21 protein-coding genes and 1 riboswitch are annotated in these 20,761 nt (G+C 64.2%); of the genes, 11 read left to right on the plus strand and 10 right to left on the minus strand.

The features are described from left to right. Positions 1–10 precede the first annotated feature (10 nt). Complete coding sequence (locus ACIQLI_RS09845; protein ID WP_400387633.1) at positions 11–847, plus strand: general stress protein; 837 nt, start codon at positions 11–13, stop codon at positions 845–847. A gap of 101 nt (positions 848–948) precedes the next feature. Here the strand turns inward: ACIQLI_RS09845 and ACIQLI_RS09850 are convergent, their stop codons facing one another. Beyond that, the gene (locus ACIQLI_RS09850) at positions 949–2,523 is read right to left on the minus strand and encodes an aminopeptidase P family protein (RefSeq protein ID WP_400387636.1); all 1,575 of its coding nucleotides are present in this window, start codon (positions 2,521–2,523) and stop codon (positions 949–951) included. A gap of 80 nt (positions 2,524–2,603) precedes the next feature. On the opposite strand from ACIQLI_RS09850, the gene ACIQLI_RS09855 reads away from it, so the two are divergent. Beyond that, a complete protein-coding gene (locus ACIQLI_RS09855; RefSeq protein WP_400387639.1) occupies positions 2,604–3,449 on the plus strand; it encodes a PHP domain-containing protein in 846 nt (281 codons plus the stop codon). A gap of 13 nt (positions 3,450–3,462) precedes the next feature. Next, complete coding sequence (locus tag ACIQLI_RS09860; protein WP_089595676.1) at positions 3,463–4,071, plus strand: MarC family protein; 609 nt, start codon at positions 3,463–3,465, stop codon at positions 4,069–4,071. Between the two features lie 19 nt (positions 4,072–4,090). Here the strand turns inward: ACIQLI_RS09860 and ACIQLI_RS09865 are convergent, their stop codons facing one another. The 4 genes from ACIQLI_RS09865 to ACIQLI_RS09880 form a co-directional block, all read right to left on the minus strand. Continuing rightward, positions 4,091–4,969 (minus strand): DNA-methyltransferase, encoded by an 879-nt coding sequence (locus ACIQLI_RS09865; protein ID WP_400387642.1) that lies wholly within the window; start codon positions 4,967–4,969, stop codon positions 4,091–4,093. 8 nt (positions 4,970–4,977) lie between these two features. Next, entirely contained in the window at positions 4,978–6,696 is a 1,719-nt protein-coding gene (locus ACIQLI_RS09870; protein WP_400387644.1) for a DEAD/DEAH box helicase, read from the minus strand. A 277-nt stretch (positions 6,697–6,973) separates the two neighbouring features. Continuing rightward, on the minus strand, positions 6,974–8,470 hold the full coding sequence (locus tag ACIQLI_RS09875) for an RNB domain-containing ribonuclease (protein ID WP_400387647.1): 1,497 nt from the start codon (positions 8,468–8,470) through the stop codon (positions 6,974–6,976). Between the two features lie 111 nt (positions 8,471–8,581). Further along, positions 8,582–9,523 carry a TM2 domain-containing protein gene (locus ACIQLI_RS09880; RefSeq protein ID WP_400387650.1) on the minus strand — a complete coding sequence of 314 codons (942 nt, stop codon included), beginning with the start codon at positions 9,521–9,523 and terminating at the stop codon, positions 8,582–8,584. A 156-nt stretch (positions 9,524–9,679) separates the two neighbouring features. On the opposite strand from ACIQLI_RS09880, the gene ACIQLI_RS09885 reads away from it, so the two are divergent. Then, complete coding sequence (locus ACIQLI_RS09885; RefSeq protein WP_354228060.1) at positions 9,680–10,348, plus strand: ferritin-like fold-containing protein; 669 nt, start codon at positions 9,680–9,682, stop codon at positions 10,346–10,348. A gap of 61 nt (positions 10,349–10,409) precedes the next feature. Here ACIQLI_RS09885 and thiE read toward each other — a convergent pair whose 3' ends face one another. After that, positions 10,410–11,093: a thiamine phosphate synthase gene (gene thiE / locus ACIQLI_RS09890; RefSeq protein WP_354228062.1), complete on the minus strand. Its 684-nt coding sequence runs from the start codon at positions 11,091–11,093 to the stop codon at positions 10,410–10,412. Between the two features lie 27 nt (positions 11,094–11,120). Continuing rightward, positions 11,121–11,239: riboswitch (TPP riboswitch) on the plus strand. On the opposite strand from thiE, the gene thiO reads away from it, so the two are divergent. From thiO to ACIQLI_RS09910, 4 genes are all read left to right on the plus strand, one after another. Continuing rightward, positions 11,234–12,499, plus strand: coding sequence for a glycine oxidase ThiO (thiO, locus tag ACIQLI_RS09895; RefSeq protein ID WP_400387654.1), 1,266 nt, complete (start codon positions 11,234–11,236; stop codon positions 12,497–12,499). (Overlaps the previous riboswitch by 6 nt.) Next, the gene (gene thiS / locus ACIQLI_RS09900) at positions 12,496–12,732 is read left to right on the plus strand and encodes a sulfur carrier protein ThiS (protein ID WP_400387657.1); all 237 of its coding nucleotides are present in this window, start codon (positions 12,496–12,498) and stop codon (positions 12,730–12,732) included. The genes thiO and thiS overlap by 4 nt, the downstream gene beginning before the upstream one ends. A gap of 4 nt (positions 12,733–12,736) precedes the next feature. Beyond that, a complete protein-coding gene (locus ACIQLI_RS09905) occupies positions 12,737–13,534 on the plus strand; it encodes a thiazole synthase (RefSeq protein ID WP_400387659.1) in 798 nt (265 codons plus the stop codon). Between the two features lie 33 nt (positions 13,535–13,567). Beyond that, on the plus strand, positions 13,568–13,903 hold the full coding sequence (locus ACIQLI_RS09910; protein ID WP_400387662.1) for a 4a-hydroxytetrahydrobiopterin dehydratase: 336 nt from the start codon (positions 13,568–13,570) through the stop codon (positions 13,901–13,903). An 89-nt stretch (positions 13,904–13,992) separates the two neighbouring features. Here ACIQLI_RS09910 and ACIQLI_RS09915 read toward each other — a convergent pair whose 3' ends face one another. Genes ACIQLI_RS09915 through ACIQLI_RS09925 form a run of 3 tightly spaced genes read right to left on the minus strand, consistent with a single transcriptional unit; the run spans position 13,993 to position 15,340 of the window. After that, positions 13,993–14,295, minus strand: coding sequence for a hypothetical protein (locus ACIQLI_RS09915; RefSeq protein WP_400387665.1), 303 nt, complete (start codon positions 14,293–14,295; stop codon positions 13,993–13,995). Between the two features lie 35 nt (positions 14,296–14,330). Further along, positions 14,331–14,555, minus strand: a complete 225-nt coding sequence (locus tag ACIQLI_RS09920; RefSeq protein WP_026539987.1) for a DUF3107 domain-containing protein — start codon at positions 14,553–14,555, stop codon at positions 14,331–14,333. A gap of 50 nt (positions 14,556–14,605) precedes the next feature. Continuing rightward, the gene (locus ACIQLI_RS09925) at positions 14,606–15,340 is read right to left on the minus strand and encodes a TetR/AcrR family transcriptional regulator (protein WP_089595665.1); all 735 of its coding nucleotides are present in this window, start codon (positions 15,338–15,340) and stop codon (positions 14,606–14,608) included. A gap of 6 nt (positions 15,341–15,346) precedes the next feature. Between ACIQLI_RS09925 and moeB the strand changes: the two genes are divergently transcribed. Next, positions 15,347–16,549: a molybdopterin-synthase adenylyltransferase MoeB gene (gene moeB / locus ACIQLI_RS09930; RefSeq protein ID WP_400387669.1), complete on the plus strand. Its 1,203-nt coding sequence runs from the start codon at positions 15,347–15,349 to the stop codon at positions 16,547–16,549. Between the two features lie 76 nt (positions 16,550–16,625). On the opposite strand, the gene ACIQLI_RS09935 is transcribed toward moeB, so the two are convergent. After that, a complete protein-coding gene (locus ACIQLI_RS09935; RefSeq protein ID WP_354228077.1) occupies positions 16,626–17,948 on the minus strand; it encodes a glutamyl-tRNA reductase in 1,323 nt (440 codons plus the stop codon). A gap of 158 nt (positions 17,949–18,106) precedes the next feature. Between ACIQLI_RS09935 and hemE the strand changes: the two genes are divergently transcribed. Both hemE and hemG read left to right on the plus strand, forming a co-directional pair. Beyond that, the gene (hemE, locus tag ACIQLI_RS09940) at positions 18,107–19,222 is read left to right on the plus strand and encodes a uroporphyrinogen decarboxylase (protein WP_354228079.1); all 1,116 of its coding nucleotides are present in this window, start codon (positions 18,107–18,109) and stop codon (positions 19,220–19,222) included. Between the two features lie 5 nt (positions 19,223–19,227). Then, positions 19,228–20,697, plus strand: a complete 1,470-nt coding sequence (gene hemG / locus ACIQLI_RS09945) for a protoporphyrinogen oxidase (protein ID WP_400387673.1) — start codon at positions 19,228–19,230, stop codon at positions 20,695–20,697. Positions 20,698–20,761 lie beyond the last annotated feature (64 nt).

Raw genomic sequence — 20,761 nt, forward strand, 5'->3', positions numbered from 1 at the left:
CAATGGGGCTATGTCTAACATTTTTGGTGCCCCCAAAGCCGTTGAGGAAGCCCGCAGCGTCCCGCAAGGTGACACGGTGGGCTCATACACCTCGTATTTGGATGCCCAAAAGGCGGTGGATTACCTCGCAGACCAACAGTTCCCTGTGCAGCTGGTGTCGATCGTGGGCAACGACCTCAAAATGGTAGAGCGGGTGACCGGCAGGCTCAGCTATCCGAGGGTGGCATTGTCCGGTGCTTTGAGCGGCATGTGGTTCGGCCTCTTTGTTGGCGTGATGCTCTCCTTCTTCACCCCGGCAGGTGGGCCGTTCTCCATCATCACTTCAGTGCTGATGGGTGCTGCGTTCTTCATGCTGTTCGGGATCGTCACGTACGCCACCCAACGCGGAAAGCGTGACTTCACTTCCACCAGCCAGGTGGTGGCCACCAACTATGACGTCATCGTTGCCGTTGAAGCAGCCCACGAAGCCCGCCGGCTGCTCCAGCAACTGCCGATGAACCCGTCGCAGGCGGCCACGGCGCAGCCCGCCAACTACAACCCCCAGAACGCCCCGCATCAGCAGCCCGGCCAGGCGCCTGAGCGGCCTTCCACCTGGAACGACCCCTACGGCCAGCGCGGACCCGAATCCACCGCGGGCGCTCCGGAGGGACAGAACGCACCGGCAGGGAACCCGGCGCCCGCTCCCCAGCCGGCACCGAACCCGGCACCGGCAGCCGTACGCTACCCCGACCTCCCTGATGGCCGTCCGCAGTACGGCGTCCGCGTCACCGACGGCCAGAACGCACCGCAGAACGCGCCGCAGGATGACGGACAACAGCCCAGCTCCGAGGGTTCGTCCAAGCAGTAGACTCTCTGCCACTGATTTCAGCTGACCAGCACAAAGGGAAGGCCACCGGATCCCCGGTGGTCTTCCCTTTGCGCTGTGCTGGTGGTTGAAAGCGGAGCCGCTTAGACCTGCGCGTCCTGGTAGATGCCTGCCATCCATGACTCGACGTCCCCGGACTTGCGCGGCAATGCGGCGCTGAGGTTCACGGGGCCGTCGGCAGTCATGAGGATGTCGTCTTCGATCCGGACGCCGATCCCGCGGTATTCCTCCGGAATGGCCAGGTCCTCGTTCTTGAAGTAGAGGCCGGGTTCGATGGTGAACACCATGCCCTCGGTGAGGATCCCATCGAGGTAGAGTTCGCGCTTGGCCTGGGCGCAGTCGTGGACGTCAAGGCCAAGGTGGTGGCTGGTACCGTGCGGCATCCAACGGCGGTGCTGCTGGCCTTCGGGGCTGATGGCTTCTTCCACGGAAACGGGCAGCAGGCCCCACTCGGCGAGACGTTCGGCCAGGACCGTGGTGGCTGCGGTATGGATGTCGCGGAACTTCACGCCCGGCTGGGCAGCTGCGAATCCGGCGTCGGCGGCGTCCAGTACGGCTTCGTAGATCTTGCGCTGGATATCGGTGAACGTACCGGTGGCAGGCAGGGTGCGGGTGACATCCGCGGTGTACAGGGAATCGGCTTCCACGCCGGCATCCAGGAGCAGGAGTTCACCGGCGTTGACCGTACCCGAGTTGCGGTTCCAGTGGAGGACCGTGGCGTTGTTGCCGGACGCTGCAATGGTGTCGTAACCGAGCTCGTTGCCTTCCTCACGGGCGCGAGCGAAGAAGGCGCCTTCAACAACACGCTCACCACGGTTGTGGGTCAGGGCGCGGGGAAGGGCGCGGACGACGTCGGCGAAGCCTTCCACGGTGGCCGCGACGGCGATCTTCATCTGCTCGATTTCCCACTCGTCCTTGATCAGGCGCAGTTCGGAGAGTGCTTCACTGAGCTTTTCGTCCAAGGCATCCAGCTCACCGAGGTCCAGCGTTTCGGGATCCTTGGCAGTGTTGTACCGGGCGGTGTCCACCAGGGCATCGATGTTCTCGTCCACCTTGCGGACCAAACGAATGGAGATGCCACCGATTTCCGGTGCTCCCACGTTCTTGGTGATGGCCATTTCCAGTTCGGAGATGTGCGCGGTGGGCAGGCCAAGCCGGGCTTCGAATTCGGCCAGGGTGGGGCGGGCGCCAATCCAGAACTCGCCTGCGCGGGAGTCCGCATAGAACTGTTCGGTATCGCGGCCGGCCAGCGGGCGGAAGTACAGCGCGGCGGTATGGTGGCCGCCGTCGTCGCCCTTTCCTTCAGCCACCGGCTCCAGGATGAGGACGGCGTCAGGCTCGTGGTCCAAACCCAAACCGGTGAGGTGGGCGAATCCGGAGTGCGGGCGGAAACGGTAGTCGCAGTCGTTGGACCGGACCTTCAGCGGACCAGCCGGGATGACCAGACGTTCGCCTTTGAACTGTTCTGAAATAGTACGACGGCGGCGGGCGGTGTGGTCTGCAACGGCATCACGTGCAGGGGTCACCTGCGGGGCGGGCGCCCAGTTGCTGGCCATGAATGCCTTGAAGGCATCTGATGTGGGCCGTTGCGAGCGGTTGTTGACACGCTCCTGCAGTGGCTGGGAGGACGAGTTTTGGGTGTTTTCGGCATCGTTCACCGTTACATCGTCCCACCAGTTCGTTGAGGAGGCCAACGGCGCAACCCGCCAAGGTGGTCCGCATCCCCTAGGCTGGGAAAGTGAGGATAGACCTGCATGCGCACTCCAATGTTTCCGACGGAACCGAGACCCCCGCCGGGGTGATCATTTCTGCTGCTGCGGCAGGCCTGGACGCGGTGGCGCTGACGGACCATGACTCCACGGATGGCTGGGATCCTGCTGCTGCGGCCGCCCGTGAACACGGCATCGCCTTTGTTCCGGGAATGGAGATCTCCTGCCGGACGGAACAGGGCATCAGTGTCCACTTGCTGAGCTACCTGCATGACCCCCACCATGCGGGTCTGCTGGAAGAAATCACCAAATCCAAGGATGCCCGCCTTACCCGCGCGGAACACATGGTCACCCTGTTGTCCGAGGATTACCCCTTGACCTGGGACGACGTCATCCATCACGTAGCTCCGGGCGCCACCGTGGGGCGTCCCCACATTGCGGATGCCTTGGTCGCAGCCGGCGTCGTGGCAGACCGCTCGGAGGCATTCACCTCCATCCTCACCTCACACTCGCGATACTTCGTGCAGCACTACGCACCCAACCCGGCGGTCGCCGTCGAGCTTGTCCGTGCCGCAGGCGGCGTTCCCGTCTTCGCCCATCCGGTGGCGTCCTCGAGGGGACGCATCGTGGGGGAACGGACCTACCGGGAGATGATTGACGCCGGCCTGATGGGGCTTGAGGTTGAACATCGTGACAACCCAGAGGAAGGACGCGACTTCCTGCGCATGTTGGCTGCAAAGCATGGCCTGCTCATCACTGGATCCTCCGACTATCACGGAGCGGGGAAACCGAACCTGTTGGGTGAGAACACCACCTCGCCCGCGGTGTTGGCCCGGATTGAGGAGATGGCAACAGGCAGCACGGTGGTTCGTTGAGAGGGGTCCTTTAGTGGATTTGCAACTGCTCGCCTCGGTGATCGTCACCTTGTTCGTGATCATGGACCCACCGGGTACCGTCCCGATCTTTATGTCCTTGACGGCCCAGATGGCGGCCAAGGACCGGAACCGCTCCGCTTTCCAAGCACTGCTGGTGGCCACCGGCGTCATTGTGGTGTTCGCCATCTTTGGCCAGTCAATCCTCAATTACATGCACATCTCACTGGCGGCCTTGCAGGGCGCGGGTGGCCTGCTGCTGGTCCTCATTGCCCTGCAGTTGCTGACCGGTTCCACCAGCGGCGAAGAAAGTGCGGCCAAGTACAAGAATGTGGCGTTCGTTCCGCTGGGGACGCCACTCATGGCTGGACCTGGTGCGATCGTTGCCGTGATGGTCTTCGTCCAGCAGTCCAGCCAGCTGTCCGAGTACTTGGCCGTGGGGTTGGGGATTGCCGTGGTGCTGGGCTCGTTGTACCTGGCGATGCGCTTCGCGGGCGTGGTGCAGCGTGTGCTGGGCGAAAACGGCGTGGAGCTTGTCACCCGGATTGCCGGTCTGCTTTTGTCGGCCATTGCCGTGCAGATGATTGCGGACTCCGTGACGGCCTTCGTGAAGGGCGTCGCCTGAGCACGCCTGGCAGTGCAGGCTAGAGGCTGGTTGGTTGGATCTCGTGGAACACGGCCTTGCTGCCCAGCCGTTTCCGCATGACCTCGATGGCCTGTTCGTTCTGGTCGACACACACGAAGTTGCGGCCGAGTTTCGCTGCAACGGCTCCGAGGGTCCCTGATCCGGCGAAGAAATCGAGGCACCAGTCACCTTCGCGGCTGGATGCTGAAACGATCCTCCGGACCAGGCCTTCGGGTTTCTGGGTAGGGTAGCCGGTCTTCTCACGGCCGGTGGGGGAAACGATGGTGTGCCACCAAACATCAGTGGGCAGCTTGCCGAGCTCGCGCTTGGCAGGAGTCACCAAGCCGGGGGCCATGTACGGTTCCCGGTCCACCTCTGCGTTGTCGAAGTGGTACTTGGTGGGGTTCTTCACGTACACCAAAATGTTGTCGTGCTTGGTGGGCCAGCGGTTCTTGGCGCGTGCGCCGTAGTCGTAGGCCCAGATGATCTCGTTGAGGAAGCACTCCCTGCCGAAGATGGCGTCCAGCATCACCTTGGCGTAGTGCACCTCGCGGTAATCGAGGTGCAGGTACAGGGTGCCGTCGTCTGACAAGAGCCGCCACGCTTCGACGAGTTTCGGCTCCAGGAAGGACCAGTAGTCGCTGAAGGCGTCGTCGTAGCTGTGAAGGGCACCCTTGATGGTGTCGTAGGAGCGGCCCTTGAAACCCACGCGATCGCCGTCACCGTCCGCGTTGCGGACCATGCGGGTTTCCTGGCGGCGCTGTACCCGGCCTGTGTTAAAGGGCGGGTCGACGTAAATGAGTGTGAAGGCGCCGTCCGGCAGCGTAGGGAGGAACTTCGCGTTGTCCGCGTGCACCACCATATTGCCGCCGTCCGGCGCCCAAACAGTTTCAGCCATTGAGGGTTTTAGGCCTCGGCGCTGCCGGACTGGGCAGCTGTGGTCTCACCGGAAACCACTTCGCCGTTGCGGCGGCGGGTGCGGGTACGACGCGTCCTGGCAGGCTTCTCTGCGTTGTCGGCAGTGGCCGTGCGGGATTCCGACGCACCGGCAGCGGGGGCTGCTTCGGCATCGGAGGTACGACGGCGGCGCGTACGGTTGCGTCCACCCTCGCCCTTGGATTCGTTGGAGTCCGAGTCGCTGGACTTGGCCTGCCGTCCGCGGCCGCCACTGTCGCGTCCGCCATCGCGGCCACGGCCGCCATCGCGACCGCCGTCGCGGCTTGAGCCTGAGCGTGCGTTCTTCTTACCGGTCTCGCCGAGGTCCTCGAGAACCTCCGCGTCGACGCCGGCGAGGACACGCTTGTTGCGGGGCAACCTGCCCTTGGTGCCCTCGGGGATGTCGAGGTCTTCGTACAGGTGCGGCGAGGACGAGTACGTCTCCACCGGTTCCGGAACGCTCAGTCCGAGTGCCTTGTTGATCAGGCCCCAGCGCGGCATGTCGTCCCAGTCGACGAACGTGACAGCGGTGCCCTTGTTACCCGCGCGGCCGGTGCGGCCCACACGGTGAAGGTAGATCTTCTCGTCTTCAACACACTGGTAGTTGATGACGTGCGTGACGTCGTCCACGTCAATGCCGCGGGCGGCAACGTCGGTAGCCACCAGGACATCGACCTTGTTGTTGCGGAAAGCACGGAGAGCCTGCTCGCGGGCGCCCTGGCCGAGGTCGCCGTGGATGGCGGCAGCGGCAAAACCGCGGTCGACGAGTTCCTCGGCAACCTTGGCAGCAGTGCGCTTGGTCTTGGTGAAGATGATGGTGCGGCCGCGGCCGCGTGCCTGGAGGATGCGGGCCACAACTTCAGACTTGTCCATGCTGTGCGCACGGTAGATCAGCTGGCGGATGTCGCGCTTGGTCAGGCCTTCGTCGTCCGGATCTGCAGCGCGGATGTGGGTGGGCTGCGTCATGTAACGGCGGGCCATCGCGATCACGGGGCCGGGCATCGTCGCTGAGAAGAGCAGCGTCTGCCGAACGGCGGGGGTGCCGGCGATCAGGGTCTCAACGTCCGGAAGGAAGCCGAGGTCCAGCATTTCGTCAGCCTCATCAAGAATCACCATCTTGACGTTCTTCAAGCTCAGGTGCTTCTGCTTGTAAAGGTCGATCAAACGGCCCGGGGTACCGACCACGATTTCGACGCCCTTCTGCAGGGCATCGACCTGGGGCTCGTAGGCGCGGCCACCATAGATGGTGGCAATGCGGGCGTTGCGCTTGCGTGAAGCGGTCTGGAGGTCGTTGGCAACCTGCACCGCGAGTTCACGCGTCGGGACGATCACCAGGGCCTGGGGTGCACCCGGGACGGCAAGCTTCTCGTAGCCGGCGTCGTCGCGGCCGGCTACGCGCTGGAGCGCGGGGATGCCGAAGCCCAACGTCTTACCGGTGCCCGTCTTGGCCTGGCCGATGATGTCATGGCCGCTCAGGGCCACCGGCAAGGTCATTGCCTGGATGGGGAAGGGGTGCGTGATCCCGGCATCGGCCAAGGACTCAACAATGTCAGCGCGGACGTTGTAGTCGGCGAACGACTTTTCTTCGATCTCGTGGGGCTTTTCATCCGAGACGATCGTTTCCTCGGGTTCGAGAATTTCGGTTCCGGTGGGGTCGGTCAGGACTTCATGGGTGTGCAATTCACTCACAGGGAGTTTCCTTATTCATTTAGGCATTGGCGCTGCGTGCTCAACGGGGGCGGTGAAGCCGTACCGGAGCACGAACTGGCGCGCAAGCATATCCAGTGGAAGCCGATCGCGGGCTATCTAAGTACTGGCACTGGTGACCAGTTGGTACATCTCAAGATCGCGTAGGGGCGGGCTTGTTGACTTCAAAAATTAACTGAATCAACGACCGGGCATCCATTACTACAGGCCCAGTCTATCCTCTGGGAGCCATAAAGCCCGGATCATGGGTTCAACGGGGTCAGCGCCGCAGCTCGAACCTGATCTCCCGGCTGGCAATATCCGCCGTGACAAGGCGTACCCGCACCTTGGTCCCGGACTCCAGCTCGCCGTCGCAGCGTGCGGTGACGGCCGGTTCTGCGATCTGGACGACGCCGTACGGACCGCTCCCGTTTCCGTTGGCTTTATTGCCATTGGCTCTGTTGCCGTTGCTGTTTCCATTCGAAGGCCTGGACCCTGAAATCACCACGGCGTCGAACTCCTGGCCCACGTGGTTGGCTATCAGTGCGGCTTCCACGGTGTCCAGTGCCGCACGCTCAAGCCGTCCAGCCACTTGGTCCGAGGCCGCCATGATCTCCGGCAACGAGGGAAGGGCATCACGGGCCCAGCGCGGAATGTCCTCGTTGTTACTGAGGGCCTCGCAGATGACCAGGACAAATCTGTCAATGAGGCGTCGCAGCGGTGCTGTGGTGTGGGCGTAGGGAGCCCCGATGGCCGCCTGGATCACTGTGTCAGGCACCTCGCCGTCGAAGGGCGTGTAACCGGCGCCCCTGAACAGTGTCCCGGCAGAGTGCAGGATGGCCAGCTGCCTGGGGTCGGACGCATCCAAAGTCCGCAAGTACTCGCCGTAGCTGGCCTGGCCGTCCCACGGTTTGCCCAGCGCAGTGGTTTGCCGCTTGAAATGCTGCAGTGAGCGTTCGTCCGGGGCGGGCATGGTGCGGAGGATGCCCACTTTCCCTTCCAGCATCAGTTGTGCGGCCGCCATTCCGGTCATCAGGGAGATCTGTGCGTTCCAGTCTTCCACCGGCAACGACGGGGCTGCAACGATCCTGTACCCGCCGCCGTCGGTCGCCTGCACGATTTCCTGCTCCGGCATGTTGAGGCTGGCGCCGCCGCGCAGCCGTTCCAGCTCGACGCGCTTCAGTCCCACTTCTTTGAGGAGTTGGAGAACAGGCGGGGCAGTGCCGTCGTCGATCTGTTGTTGAGCACCCTTGTAGCTCAGCTTGGCCCGGCTGCGGACGGTGGCCCGGGCTACGGTCACGGACACCACCTCTGCATCGGCGTCGAGGTCGAAGTTCCACACAAAGGCACTGCAATCCTGATCGGCCAGCAGGCTTCCGGCGTTTTCACTGATGACCTCGGGGTGCAGCGGGATCCTGCCGTCAGGTGCATAGAACGTTTGTCCGCGGAGCCGGGTCTCGGCATCCAATGCTCCTCCGGGCGTCACAAAGGACGGCACGTCGGCGATGGCGTAGAGGACTTTGTAGCCGTCCCCGGCACGATCAATGAAGAGGGCTTGGTCCAGGTCAGTCGACGTAGCGGGATCAATGGTGACAAAGGGGACCTCACGCAGGTCCTGATCCGGCAGCTTGAGGTTTTCCACGGCACGCTCTGCCTCTTGTACTGCTTCGGCAGGGTACGCGGTGGGGAGTTCCAGTTCCGTCCGCAAGGCCGCAAGTGCTTCAGCGAGCTGGTCCGACGAATCGTCGACGTTGGGTGCTATCCGATGATGTGACACGAAAATCAGGGTAGCCCGAAACCGGCGGATAGTCTTGGCCGCCGCACGCAAAAGCCCGCTGCCCCAGAGGGCAACGGGCTTTCATAAAGCTGGTTTTGACCAAACAGGCGGTCAGCTGGCCGGCGTCAAAGTGAAGGTAGCTGCCTTGTCCCCGAAGTCGTTGTTGATGACCACTGTGGTGGGACCGTTTTTGATGTCGAAGGCGATGACGCCCTGCTGTACGTCTCCTGCGGCGACATCGCCGGAGACCAGACCGCCCAGACCGTCGTCAAGGAAGATCCGGTCGCCCTCTTTGCCCTCAGCGTCGAAGGCGTCGAAGTTGCTGGGCGCGACGAAGCTGGAGCCGGCGGTGGTCTCCCAGGAAACCTCCAGCAGGAGGAACCCGCCGTTGAGCGGCTTCATGTAAGCCATTTCCGGGATTTCGGTGGTGTACCCGGTGTTAAGGATGGTGACGTTGACGGTGTTGCCCTCGGACACCGTGACCTCGAAGGAGTTCCCGTCACCGGCAGGGCCCTGTGACGGGGCCGGGGCTTCCTGCGAAGCCGACGGTGCGGCGGGGACGGGCGTGGCCTGTCCTTGGACCGCAGCGGCCACCAGCGTCAAAGACAACACAGTGGACACGATTCCAACAACCAGGCCGGCGAACCAGACGACGAGCGTGATGATCCAGGCCTTCTTCTTGTTTTCCGGATAACCCTGCAGGGGTCGGCCCTCTTTGTCCCGCGCGTTGCCGGTCAGCGTGATGATCAGGTCCACGATGGACCAGATGCCCAGACCGCCCGCAGTGAGCAGTTTGGCAATGCCGGTGCCGATCTTGCCCAGGTAGAAGCGGTCAACACCGAGGCCACCAAGGAGCAAGGACAGAAGCCAGGTGACCATGAAGGACTTGGCCGGGGCGCCCATGCCGGGTGCACCGTAAGGGCTGGAACCCGGTCCCGGCTGGTACGTCTGCTGCCCGCCTTGGTACTGGTTGCCGAAAGCGCCGGGTGCAGGGGGAACTGGCGGAGCCCCGTTCCCGTTGTTGGGCGCGGGTGGGTAGCTCGGGTTACTCATGGGACATCCTTCAGGGGAGTGGGTGCGAGGAGGAGGACATGCGGCCTTGGGGCAGGCCTGACAGTCAACTCACTTCCAGCCAGCCTAGTAGGACCAACGCCGCTAACAGCTAATCTCCGCGGGCGGGGTGTGGAGGGCCGGGGATAGTCTTGGATCATGGGCACTTCCCGGGACGCCGCACCTTCTGCTGGAGAACTCGCCGCGGAACTCCTGGGTGCCATGGCCTACGGCGAGTTGTCCGCTTTCGGCCGGCTTTCGTTCGATTCCCGATACGCCCCCACGCTCCATGACCGGTCAGTGCTGGCAAAAATCGCCGTCGGCGCGTACGGAAACTTCGCGCTGCTGAGCGATCGGCTCGCGGAAATGGGCCTCGATCCCGAGGAAGCCATGCTGCCGTTCCAGCGTTCCTTTGATCACTTCCATGAACGCACCAAGCCCGGGGACTGGTTCGAATCCGTGATGAAGGCGTACGTCATCGACACCGTCTCCTCGGACTTCTACCGGGCTGTCGCTGCTTTCCTCGATCCAACAACACAGCAGTTCGTGGACCGGGTTGCCGCTCCCGACCAAGCAACCGAGGTTCTTCGAGTCCTTTTGCGGCGGGCCTTGGCCGATGACCCTCGACTGGCCTCACGCCTGGCGTTGTGGGGCCGCCGGCTGGTGGGGGAAGCACTGACGCAGGCGCAGAGGGTGGGCATGGAGCACCCGCAGTTGGGGCCAACGCTAAAAAGCGGTGGCGATGCCCGCGCCGCAGTCAAGAGACTGACCGGCGAGCTCGCCGAGCGGCATTCACGCCGGATGACGGCCCTGGGCCTCACCGCATGACGGCTTGACCAGGCCTCACCCTGAACGCCGTGAACGGCTTTAACGGCTTTAACGCCCAGGCTCAGGCGGCGTCCAGCGCCTCCAGCAGCGACTTGGCTGCCGTCGTCGGATCCGCAGCTTCGGTGATGGCACGGACCACGACGATCCGGCTGGCTCCCGCAGCCAGTACCTGCTCCACGTTGCTGAGATCGATCCCTCCGATGGCGAACCAGGGCAGGTTCACGGCACCGCCGGTGGTCTCATCTGCACGCTTGCTCGCTTCTGCGGCATATGTGACCAGGTCCAGTCCCACGGCTTCGCGGCCGGGTTTGGTCGGGGTTGCCCAGACCGGGCCTACACAGAAGTAATCCAGGCCTCCCTGTCCTGGTGAGGCTGCGATGGCCGCATTGACCTGTTCCGGGGAGTGGGTGGAGAGACCGATCGTGACGGGCTCCGGAAGCAACCTTCGGGCCACCGTCAACGGGAGGTCTTTTTGCCCGATGTGGAACACCGGAGCCCCGGAAACATTGGCAACGTCGGCGCGATCGTTGACAGCCCAGAGCCGTCCGTGACGTTGCGCAACTCCTTGCAGGACCGCCAGCAATTCCAACTCCTCGGCAGCTTCCAGGGTTTTGTCGCGCAGCTGGATGATGTCCACGCCACCCTCAAAAGCGGCGTCCACGAAGTCTTCAAAATCGCCTTGCCGCTTCCGGGCATCAGTGCACAGATACAGGCGGGCAGTGGCAAGGGCATCAGTCGGGGTCATGGAAACCAGAGTAGTTCCTCTAAACTGGGCACGTACTGCGGGAGCCGCGACGTTCGTTATATGACCGTCCGGCTGAGAGGGCTTCAGCGCCGACCGCTTGACCTGATCCGGCTAGTACCGGCGTAGGGAAGGAAACCGGAATGGCAGATCCCCGCCAAACCTCCATGCATGCCGACGTAGCTGTCATTGGTGGCGGCGTCATCGGTCTGGGCATCGCTCACGAAGCACGACGACTTGGCCGCTCAGTGGTGCTGATCGACCCCGCACCGGCCTCGGGAGCCACGTTCGCTGCCGCAGGAATGCTTGCCCCCGTCAGCGAACTGCACTACCAGGAGGAAGACCTCCTCGAGCTGATGCTGGAATCGTCCCGGCTGTGGCCGTCCTTCGCCGCAAGCCTGAGCCACGGAGGAGAAGACACCGGATACCGCACGACGCCGACACTCGCCGTGGGTGCCGACGCCGCGGACCGCAGGGCGCTTGCAGATCTTCGTGCGGTGCAGCGTGCCGCAGGCCTGGGAATTGAGCCGCTTTCCCTGCGCGACGCCCGGGATCGCGAACCCCTCCTCAGCCCCCAAATTTCCAGTGCCTTCGACATTCCCGCCGATCACCAGGTTGATCCCCGGAAGTTGGCGGCATGCCTGCTGTCTGGAATGGCACGCCACGCGGCCAGCGACTCCACCTGGGTTTCGGGCGCCGATGATGGGTTCGCCGTGGCTTCCACGGCGCGCCGTTTGCTCTGGGACGGAGGGCGGGTTTCAGGAGTTGAACTCGAGTCCGGTGCCGCTGTTCACTCCACCGAAACGGTGGTCGCCAACGGACTGGGTGCGGCAGGCCTGGAGGGGCTCCCCGACAGGCTCAGCCTTCCCGTGCGGCCGGTGTATGGCGACATCCTCAGGCTTCGGGTGCCTGAACACCTCAGGCCACTCCTCACCTCCACCGTCCGCGGGATGGTCCGCGGAGTGCCCGTCTACATCGTGCCCCGGGACGACGGCACGGTAGTCATCGGGGCCACCCAACGCGAGGACGGACTATCGGCGTCCTCCAACGTGGTCTCAGCCGGGGGCGTCTACCAGTTGCTGAGGGACGCCCAGGCCTTGGTCCCCGCAGTGGCGGAACTTGAACTGCTCGAAGCAACGGCCCGGGCCCGCCCCGGCACTCCGGACAACGCCCCGTTGCTTGGACGGGTCGCCGGTACCAGCGGGGATGTTGATGGCCTGGTGATCGCCACGGGATTCTTCCGGCATGGTGTCCTCCTGACGCCTGTGGCGGCGCGGATCGTGGGCGGGCTGATCCACGGCTCGCCGGACCCCCGCTGGGCCCCGTTCCGCCCCGATCGCTTCGAGACCACGACATTCCCAGTGCGGGCGCTCACGCCGGCACACGCACCCAGCAAGGAAACAGCATGAACATCAAACTCAACGGATCCGATCACGCCGTGCCGGAGGACGCTTCGGTCAGCACCCTGGTCACGGCCGTCACCGGCCGCGTCCTGGACCACCGCGGACAGGCAGCCGACGGCGGCAAGCTGGGTGTCGCCGTCGCCCGCAATTCCGAGCTGGTGCCGCGCAGCCAATGGTCCGCAACGGCGCTCGCCGACGGAGATGAACTCGAACTTGTTACCGCAGTCCAAGGAGGCTGACAGCATGACGACAGCAAACACAGAGGTCATTACTGACGCCCTGGTGATCGACGGCGTCCACTTCGGCTCCCGCCTGATCATGGGCACGGGAGGTGCCCCGAGCCTGGACGGCCTGGGCGCGGCGCTCCTGGCGTCCGGGACTGAGCTCACCACAGTGGCCATGCGGCGCTATTCACCCGCCGAAACAGGATCCCTCTTCCAACTCTTGGTAGATCACGGCATCCGCGTGCTGCCCAACACCGCCGGTTGCTTTACGGCCAAAGACGCCGTGATGACGGCTGAACTGGCGCGGGAGGCCCTGGAAACCGACTGGGTCAAGCTGGAAGTCATCGCCGACGAACACACGCTCCTTCCAGACGCCGTGGAACTGGTTGAGGCAACGGAACAGCTGGTGAACCGTGGATTCAAGGTCTTCGCCTACACCAACGATGATCCCGTCCTGGCCCTGCGCCTCGAGAACCTGGGTGTCACTGCTGTGATGCCCCTGGGCTCGCCGATCGGAACCGGTCTGGGCATCCTGAACCCGCACAACATTGAACTCATCGTGTCCCGGGCCTCAGTCCCCGTGGTGCTTGATGCCGGAATAGGGACGGCCTCCGATGCCGCCCTCGCCATGGAATTGGGCTGCGACGCCGTGCTTCTGGCTACCGCTGTCACTCGGGCGCAGAACCCGGTGCAGATGGGTGGGGCCTTCAAACACGCCGTGATCGCCGGTAGGCTGGCCAAGCAGGCGGGACGTATTCCGCGGCGTGAGCACGCTTTGGCGTCGTCGGCCATGGAGGGCCGGGCAGAGTTCCTCTAGATGTCCGCCGTGTCGTCGCGAGGAGGAGCAGCAGTGGCAGGGAACCGTGACCACCTGACCCGGGCGGATGTCGACGATGCCCTCCGGGAGCTTCCCGACTGGAAGTACCAGGACGGCCTGGTCACCGTCTATAAAACCCCGACGGCGGCCGAAGCGCTGGCGCTCATTGCGGCGGTCGGTGAGATCGCCGAACAGCAAAACCACCACCCCGATCTGGAATGGCGCTACAACAGGGTTTACTTGCGGTATGTGTCCCACGACGCCGGCGGGACAGTCACCCCACGCGATATTGCCGCTGCGGCCTCCGTGAGCGAAGCCGCGGCAGGGCTGGGCGCAGCCGCCCAGCCGGAGCGGTATCCGGAACCCTGAGCCCAGCTGACCCCGAACCGTGGTGGCAAGGCGTTAAACGACAGTGACCATCGCCCGAGGGCGACGGTCACTGTCGTTTGTTCGTGTTGCTAGAGCCTAAGCGCCTTGGTGAGCGCCGCGGTATCGTGCCGGGTGCGGGTCCGGCCGAGGAAGACCACCACGGCTGCGGCGGCGGCAGTTCCCAGGACGATGGGCAAGACCCAGGGAATCCAGGTTGCCCCGGGCTGGTAGCCCAGACCGACACTGATGAACGCAATCCAGCTCAGGGTGCCCACAGCCACCGAAACACCGGCCGGCAAAGCGATGCCGTACTTGCCGTGCCTCTTGTCGTTGGCCCACACGATGAAACCGGTGGCTACGGTGGCCAGAACCACCACGACGAGTGAAAGCATGAAGACTCCTTTGCGGACTGCGTTAAGGGGAGGGCCTAGAGGGCACCGAAACCGACGCGGCGGACTTCCTCTGCGCCGATCTCCACGTAGCCCAGGACGCTGCCGGGAACAATGATCTGGCGGCCCTTCTCGTCGGTCAGGCGCAATTCCGAGCCCTTGGACACGGCCTCCGCCACGATCTTGGCCACGGCGTCTGCATCCAAAGCGGATTCGAGCACGATTTCACGGCCAACGTTCTGAATGCCGATCTTTACTTCCACAGCAAGGCCTCCAAGCCAATCAAGTATTAAGTCAGTCCTCTATTTGTAGCCTAGGACTCTTTGGGGAATCGACTGATTCCGCGCCAAGCTAAACGATAGATCAGATCACTGGCCACATCGAGGTCAAGGTTTCCGTCCGTTTCAAGCCAGTAACGTGCGCTGACCTGCGCCATTCCGGCCAGACCACGGCCCAGGAGTTGCGCCTCCAGGGGAGGCAGCTTGGTGTCCTCGGCAATGACATGGGCCACCGCATCCGCGAACGTTTTGTTGAAAGTCTCCAGGCGGGAGCTCACATCGGGATCGTTGATGAGGTCCGATTCGAAGACGAGCCGGTGGGCTTGATCGTCATCTGCGATGAACCGGTAGTAGGCCCGCATCACCGCTTTCACGCGTTCCTTGTTATCCGAGGTGGAGTTCAAGGCGCTGAGCATCAGCTCAGTCAGCGTGGCCAGGTGGCTATCCAAAAGGGCCATGTACAGCTCACGCTTGGACGGAAAGTGCTGGTACAGCACTGGTTTGCTCACATGGGCGGCCTCGGCGATTTCGTCCATGGCCGCGCCATGGAAACCGTTGGAGACGAAGACTTCCAACGCCGCATTCAACAACTGCGCCCGGCGCTCGTCGCGCGGCAACCTTGGTGAACGCGTTGAAACAGCCCGTTCCTGCTTGGCCGGTGCCCCATCGTGTGCCCTTGTGCCGTCAGCCACAGTCTGCCGCCTTTCCTTTGCAGTTATGACCACTCTACCGGTGGGTAATATGACCGGGCGGCATCGGCAGGCATACATTGGGGTATGGCCTCAATTGTTGCTGCCCGCCCCGCTGCGCCCGCTGTCCTGCCGCCCCTTGTTGAACCGGCCGCCGAACTCACGCCGGCCGAGGTGGAGCGATACTCCCGGCATCTCATCATTCCCGAAATCGGCGCCTTGGGCCAACGCAGGCTTAAGAATGCCAAAGTGCTCGTCATAGGCGCCGGCGGACTTGGTTCTCCGGCCCTGTTGTACTTGGCGGCGGCCGGCGTCGGCACACTCGGAATCGTTGACGATGACGTGGTGGACCTCAGCAACCTGCAGCGCCAGGTCATCCACGGCGTGAAGGACGTGGGCATCCCCAAGATCGAGTCCGCCCGCAACGCCATCAACGAACTCAATCCGCTGGTCAAGGTCGTCCTGCATGACATCCGGCTGGACTCATCCAACGCCTTGGAGTTGTTTGCGCAGTACGACCTCATCCTCGATGGCGCTGACAACTTCGCCACGCGTTACCTGGTCAACGACGCCGCCGCCATCCTCGGCAAGCCGTACGTGTGGGGTTCCATCTTCCGCTTCGACGGCCAGGTCAGCGTGTTTTGGGCCGGGCACGGCCCCACGTACCGGGACCTCTATCCTGAAGCCCCTCCCGCCGGTTCGGTGCCGTCCTGCGGCGAAGGCGGAGTGTTTGGCATGTTGTGCGCGGCGGTTGGTTCGCTCATGGTGACCGAAGCCGTGAAGCTGATCACCGGCGTCGGGCGTTCACTGCTGGGGCGGGTGGCGCTCTTTGACGCACTGGGCGGCAGCTGGCGCGAGATCAAGGTCTCCAAGGACCCGGAAGCCGAACCCATCACGGAGCTGACGGACTACGAAGCTTTCTGCGGTGTGACGCCACCGGCAGCGACCGACCAGGAACACACTGTGTCCGCCAAGGATCTCGCCGCGATGCTCGCAGAGCGTGAGGCGGGGGAGAGGGACTTCGACTTGGTGGATGTCCGGGAATCGGGCGAGCACAGCATCGTCAGCATTGATGGTTCCGTCCTCATTCCGCAGGGCCGTATTCTCTCCGGCGAAGCGTGGGTGGAGTTGCCCCAGGACAAGGACATCGTTTTCCACTGCAAGGCCGGCACGCGCTCGGCTGCAGTGTTGGAGGCCGCACGGAAAGCGGGTTACACGCGGGTCAGCCATCTCGACGGCGGTATCCTCGCCTGGGTCCGCGACGTCGAACCGGCGAAGCCCGTTTACTAGCTCGTTTCCCGCCACCATCCGTGCCGGGCAAGCTCACCATGAGCTGCTTGGGGCTGGAAGGCGTGGCCCCGTCTGCTCAGGCGCTCTCTGAGCGGAGTTGCTGGTGGTCCACGGGGCATTCGGCGGCCGGGGCTGCAGCCTGGGGCTGTTCCACCTGGATTCCGTAGAGTGCCTCGAGGGCTGCGACGTAGTCGTCCTGTTGTCCGTTGGCGGCAAGTTCGCGTGCACGGACGGTGGGGATGTGGAGGAGTTGCTTGACCATGCGGCGGAGTGCGAACTCCACCTCCTCGGCGGCAGCCGTGCAGCCGTGACGGGCGCGGACCTTTTCCATCTCGGCGTCCAGGACGTTCATGGTGTGGCGGCGAAGCGCCACAATGGCCGTGTCCACGGAACGCGCTTCGCGTTCGGACTCGAAGGATGCGGCAGCGCCGGTGACGATCGCGCTTGCCTGGGAAAGCGACTCTGCTTGTTCCTGGGGCGCAGCGAGCCGGACCGACTCAAGCGTCAGGAGTTCAACGCCGTCGAGTTCGCCCACGGCGGGGTCGAAATCATGGGTGAGGGCGAGATCGATGGCGATCAACGGCTTGCCCGATTGTGCACGGACACGCGCGAGGTCTGCGGCCTCCACACGGTTGTCCGATCCACTGCAGCCGATCATGACGTCAGCTGCGGCAACAGCGGCGGGCAGAGTATCGGCGTCGAGCGCTGTTCCACCGCGGGTCGCGACGAAACCTTGGGCGCGGCCGGACGAGGAGTAGACGGAAACCTCGGTGCAGCCCCGGTCACGAAGCAATGACATGGTGGCGCCTGCGTAGGCGCCGGTGCCGAACACCACAACTTTCTTGGTGGACCAATCGTCGTTCTCGGCGAGGTCGGTTGCGAGGTCCAGGGCGACGGAAACAATGGAGAGCCCGCGCGAGCCGAGGGCGGTCTGCGCGCCAACGTCCTTGGCGGTCTTGGAAGCTGCCTGGAACAAGCGGACCAGCCCGGAGCTCGCCGTACCTTCCTGCTGGGCGGTGATCAGTGCCCGGCGGACCTGGCCGGCGATCTCACGCTCACCGACCACCGCGGAGTCCAGTCCGGCGCTCACTGCGAAGAGATGCCGGGTGACCTCGGGGCCGGTGTGCGTTGCGAAGGAACGGGAAACCAGTTGCTCGTTGAGTCCGCTTAGTTCGCTGATCTGGGAGACCAAGGCGGATCGTGCTGCCTCGAGGTCTGCGCCCTGGGCCGTTTCCCCGTAAACCTCATAGCGGTTGCAGGTTGCAAGGACCACGGCGCCGGACACCACGGAGGCGTCCGTCAGGGCTGCCGAGGCAAGCTCAGAGGAACCGTTGCTCAACTGAGCGACGGTTTCGAGGTCGATGTCGGCGTGTGTAGCCACCAATGAGAAAAGAACCACAGCACCCCAATCATAGCTTTTTCGTAGCCCGGTAGAACAATATGGCACCGTGGCGATCCACACGCAGGGGAGTGATCGCCGCCACAAAGGCCCGGGAAGCGCTCAACGTGACAGCTTGTCGTTATCTTTTGCCCCGGATTTTCGGCACAATCGAAGGCATGACTTCTAGCTCGGCAGCATCCAAGAGTACGGCCTCCAACGCCCCGGCGGGAACCCTCGACGCCAACCACCCGCTGAAGGACGGCCGGACCTCGGACTCGCCGTTGATTACGGCCTACCGCGGCGGCACGCCGTCCCGCAGGCCCGTATGGTTCATGCGTCAAGCAGGCCGTTCCCTGCCGGAGTACCTGAAGGTACGCGAAGGTGTCGCGATGCTGGACTCCTGCCTGCGTCCGGAACTGGCGGCGGAAATCACGCTTCAGCCGGTTCGCCGCCATGACGTTGATGCGGCCATCTTCTTCTCCGACATCGTCATCCCGTTGAAGCTGGCCGGTGTGGGCGTGGACATCGTTCCCGGCGTTGGACCGGTCCTGGACAAACCTGTCCGCACGGCCGCTGATGTGGCAGCCCTGCCCACGCTGACGTGGGAGGCGCTGGAACCCATCCGCGAAGCCGTCCGCTTGACTGTTGCTGAACTTGGCAAGACCCCGCTTATCGGGTTCGCCGGTGCCCCCTTCACCCTGGCGGCCTACATGGTTGAAGGCAGGCCGTCCAGGGACCACCTTGGGCCCCGGACCATGATGCACGCCGATCCTGAAACCTGGGCGGCGCTGGCCAACTGGGCCGCCGACACCTCCGGAATGTTCCTCCAGGCGCAGCTCGAGGCGGGTGCTTCAGCCGCGCAGCTCTTCGACTCGTGGGCAGGCTCCCTGGGCCTGGCTGACTACACCAAGTACGTAGCGCCGGCGTCCGCCCGGGCACTGGACCATGTTCGTGGCCTGGGTGCTCCGTTGATCCACTTCGGCACGGGTACCTCCGAGCTCCTGGTCGCCATGCGCGACGTAGGGGTGGACGTGGTGGGCGTGGACTACCGACTTCCGTTGGACGAGGCCAACCGCCGCTTGGGTGGCACCGTCCCGCTGCAGGGAAACATCGATCCCGCGCTTCTCTCCGCTCCGTGGGAGGTCCTTGAAGCCCACGTCCGCGAGGTCATTGCGGCCGGAGCGCACGCTCCGGGCCATGTGCTGAACCTGGGTCACGGAGTGCCTCCGGAAACGGATCCCACCGTCCTGACCCGTGTCGTGGAACTCATCCACTCCATTCCCTCGGAGTAGTGCCGATGCGCGGGGGACATCCAACGCCCAAGACGCCGGCCGACGGGCCATCCGCCGTTGTGGTGGGCGGTGGCGTCTCAGGCCTGATCGCTGCCCGTGAACTTGCCATGGCCGGCTGTGCCGTCACCATCCTGGAAGCAAGTGACGCCTGGGGCGGCTGCGTGGGAAGCCATGTTGTTGCCGGGCTGCACCTGGACAGCGGAGCGGAATCGTTCGCCACCCGGTCGCCGGCTGTTGCCAACCTCGCCCGTGAGCTTGGCCTGGCGGACAAGATTGTTGCCCCGCACCCCGGAGGTGCCTGGGTGCAATTACCCGACGGGCCGCAGGAACTGCCCAAAACGGGAGTCCTGGGCATCCCTGCCAATCCCTGGGATCCGGAAGTCCGCCGTTCCTTGGGACTCGCCGGAGCCATCCGTGCCTGGTTGGATACCTGGCTTCCCGCGTCCTTTGGCACGTCCTCGGAGGTCACCAGTGTCTCCGCGCTGGTCCGGAGCCGTATGGGTAAGAGGGTCCTTGACCGGCTGGTTTCCCCAGTGGTGGGCGGTGTCCATTCGGCCGACCCCGATCTTCTGGATGTCGACATGGTTGCGCCCGGCCTGCGGGCGGGTATTCGTCAGCATGGTTCACTGGCTGCCGCAGTGGCGGCCCAGCGCAGGGCTGCCACCGGCTCTGCTTCCGGTCCGGCCAAGGCTGGATCCGCCGTCGCCGGCTTGAAAGGCGGCATGCATTCGCTGGTGACTGCGCTCGTGGCAGACCTGCGCGGACGCGGCGTCGGTCTGATGGCCGGAAAGCGTGCGGACGCAGTGGCAAGGACCCCGGATGGCTGGCGGGTCACCGCCGGAGGTGCCACGTACGACGCCGGCCGGTTGGTGGTTGCGCTCGACGGCCCGGCCGCCGTCGGGCTTCTTGAGCAGTCCTTGCCGGAACTGTCCGGCTTGCGTCCGGCCCCCGGGCCGCTGGTGAGCCTGGTGACCATGGTGGTGGATCTTCCCGAACTCGACCGCAGGCCCCGCGGGACCGGAATTCTGGTGGCACCACAAACTCCTGGGATCAAGGCCAAGGCCTTGACCCACGCAACGGCGAAATGGGACTGGTTGGCGGATGAGGCCGGCCCGGGGACGCATGTCCTGCGCCTGTCTTATGGCCGGCGAGAAGGAGCTGCCGGGGGAACGGACCTCGTTCTCGATGACGAGTCACTCCTGTCCGCGGCGCTGGTGGATGCCTCCGCATTATTGACGGTGCCGGTCTCACCGGCGGACATCGTTGACTGGGACGTGGTGCGGTGGGCCGGAGCCTTGCCGTTCGCCGCCGTCGGTCATAAACAGCGCGTCGGTCAAGTACGCGCTGTGTGCGCCGCGACCCCGGGCTTGACGGTCGTTGGAGGCTGGCTGGCGGGGAATGGCCTGGCTGCGGTGGTGGCCGACACCCGGGCACAGTTCGCCACAGCCGGAGCTGAGGGTCCCTCAAAACTGTGATTTGCATCACTTCTACGCGTTGTAGAACTGATCCGTTTCGACTTAGGGGCTGGCACGGGGCAAA

The organism is Paenarthrobacter sp. NPDC091669, assembly GCF_044756725.1.
GTDB lineage: Bacteria > Actinomycetota > Actinomycetes > Actinomycetales > Micrococcaceae > Arthrobacter > Arthrobacter bambusae_C.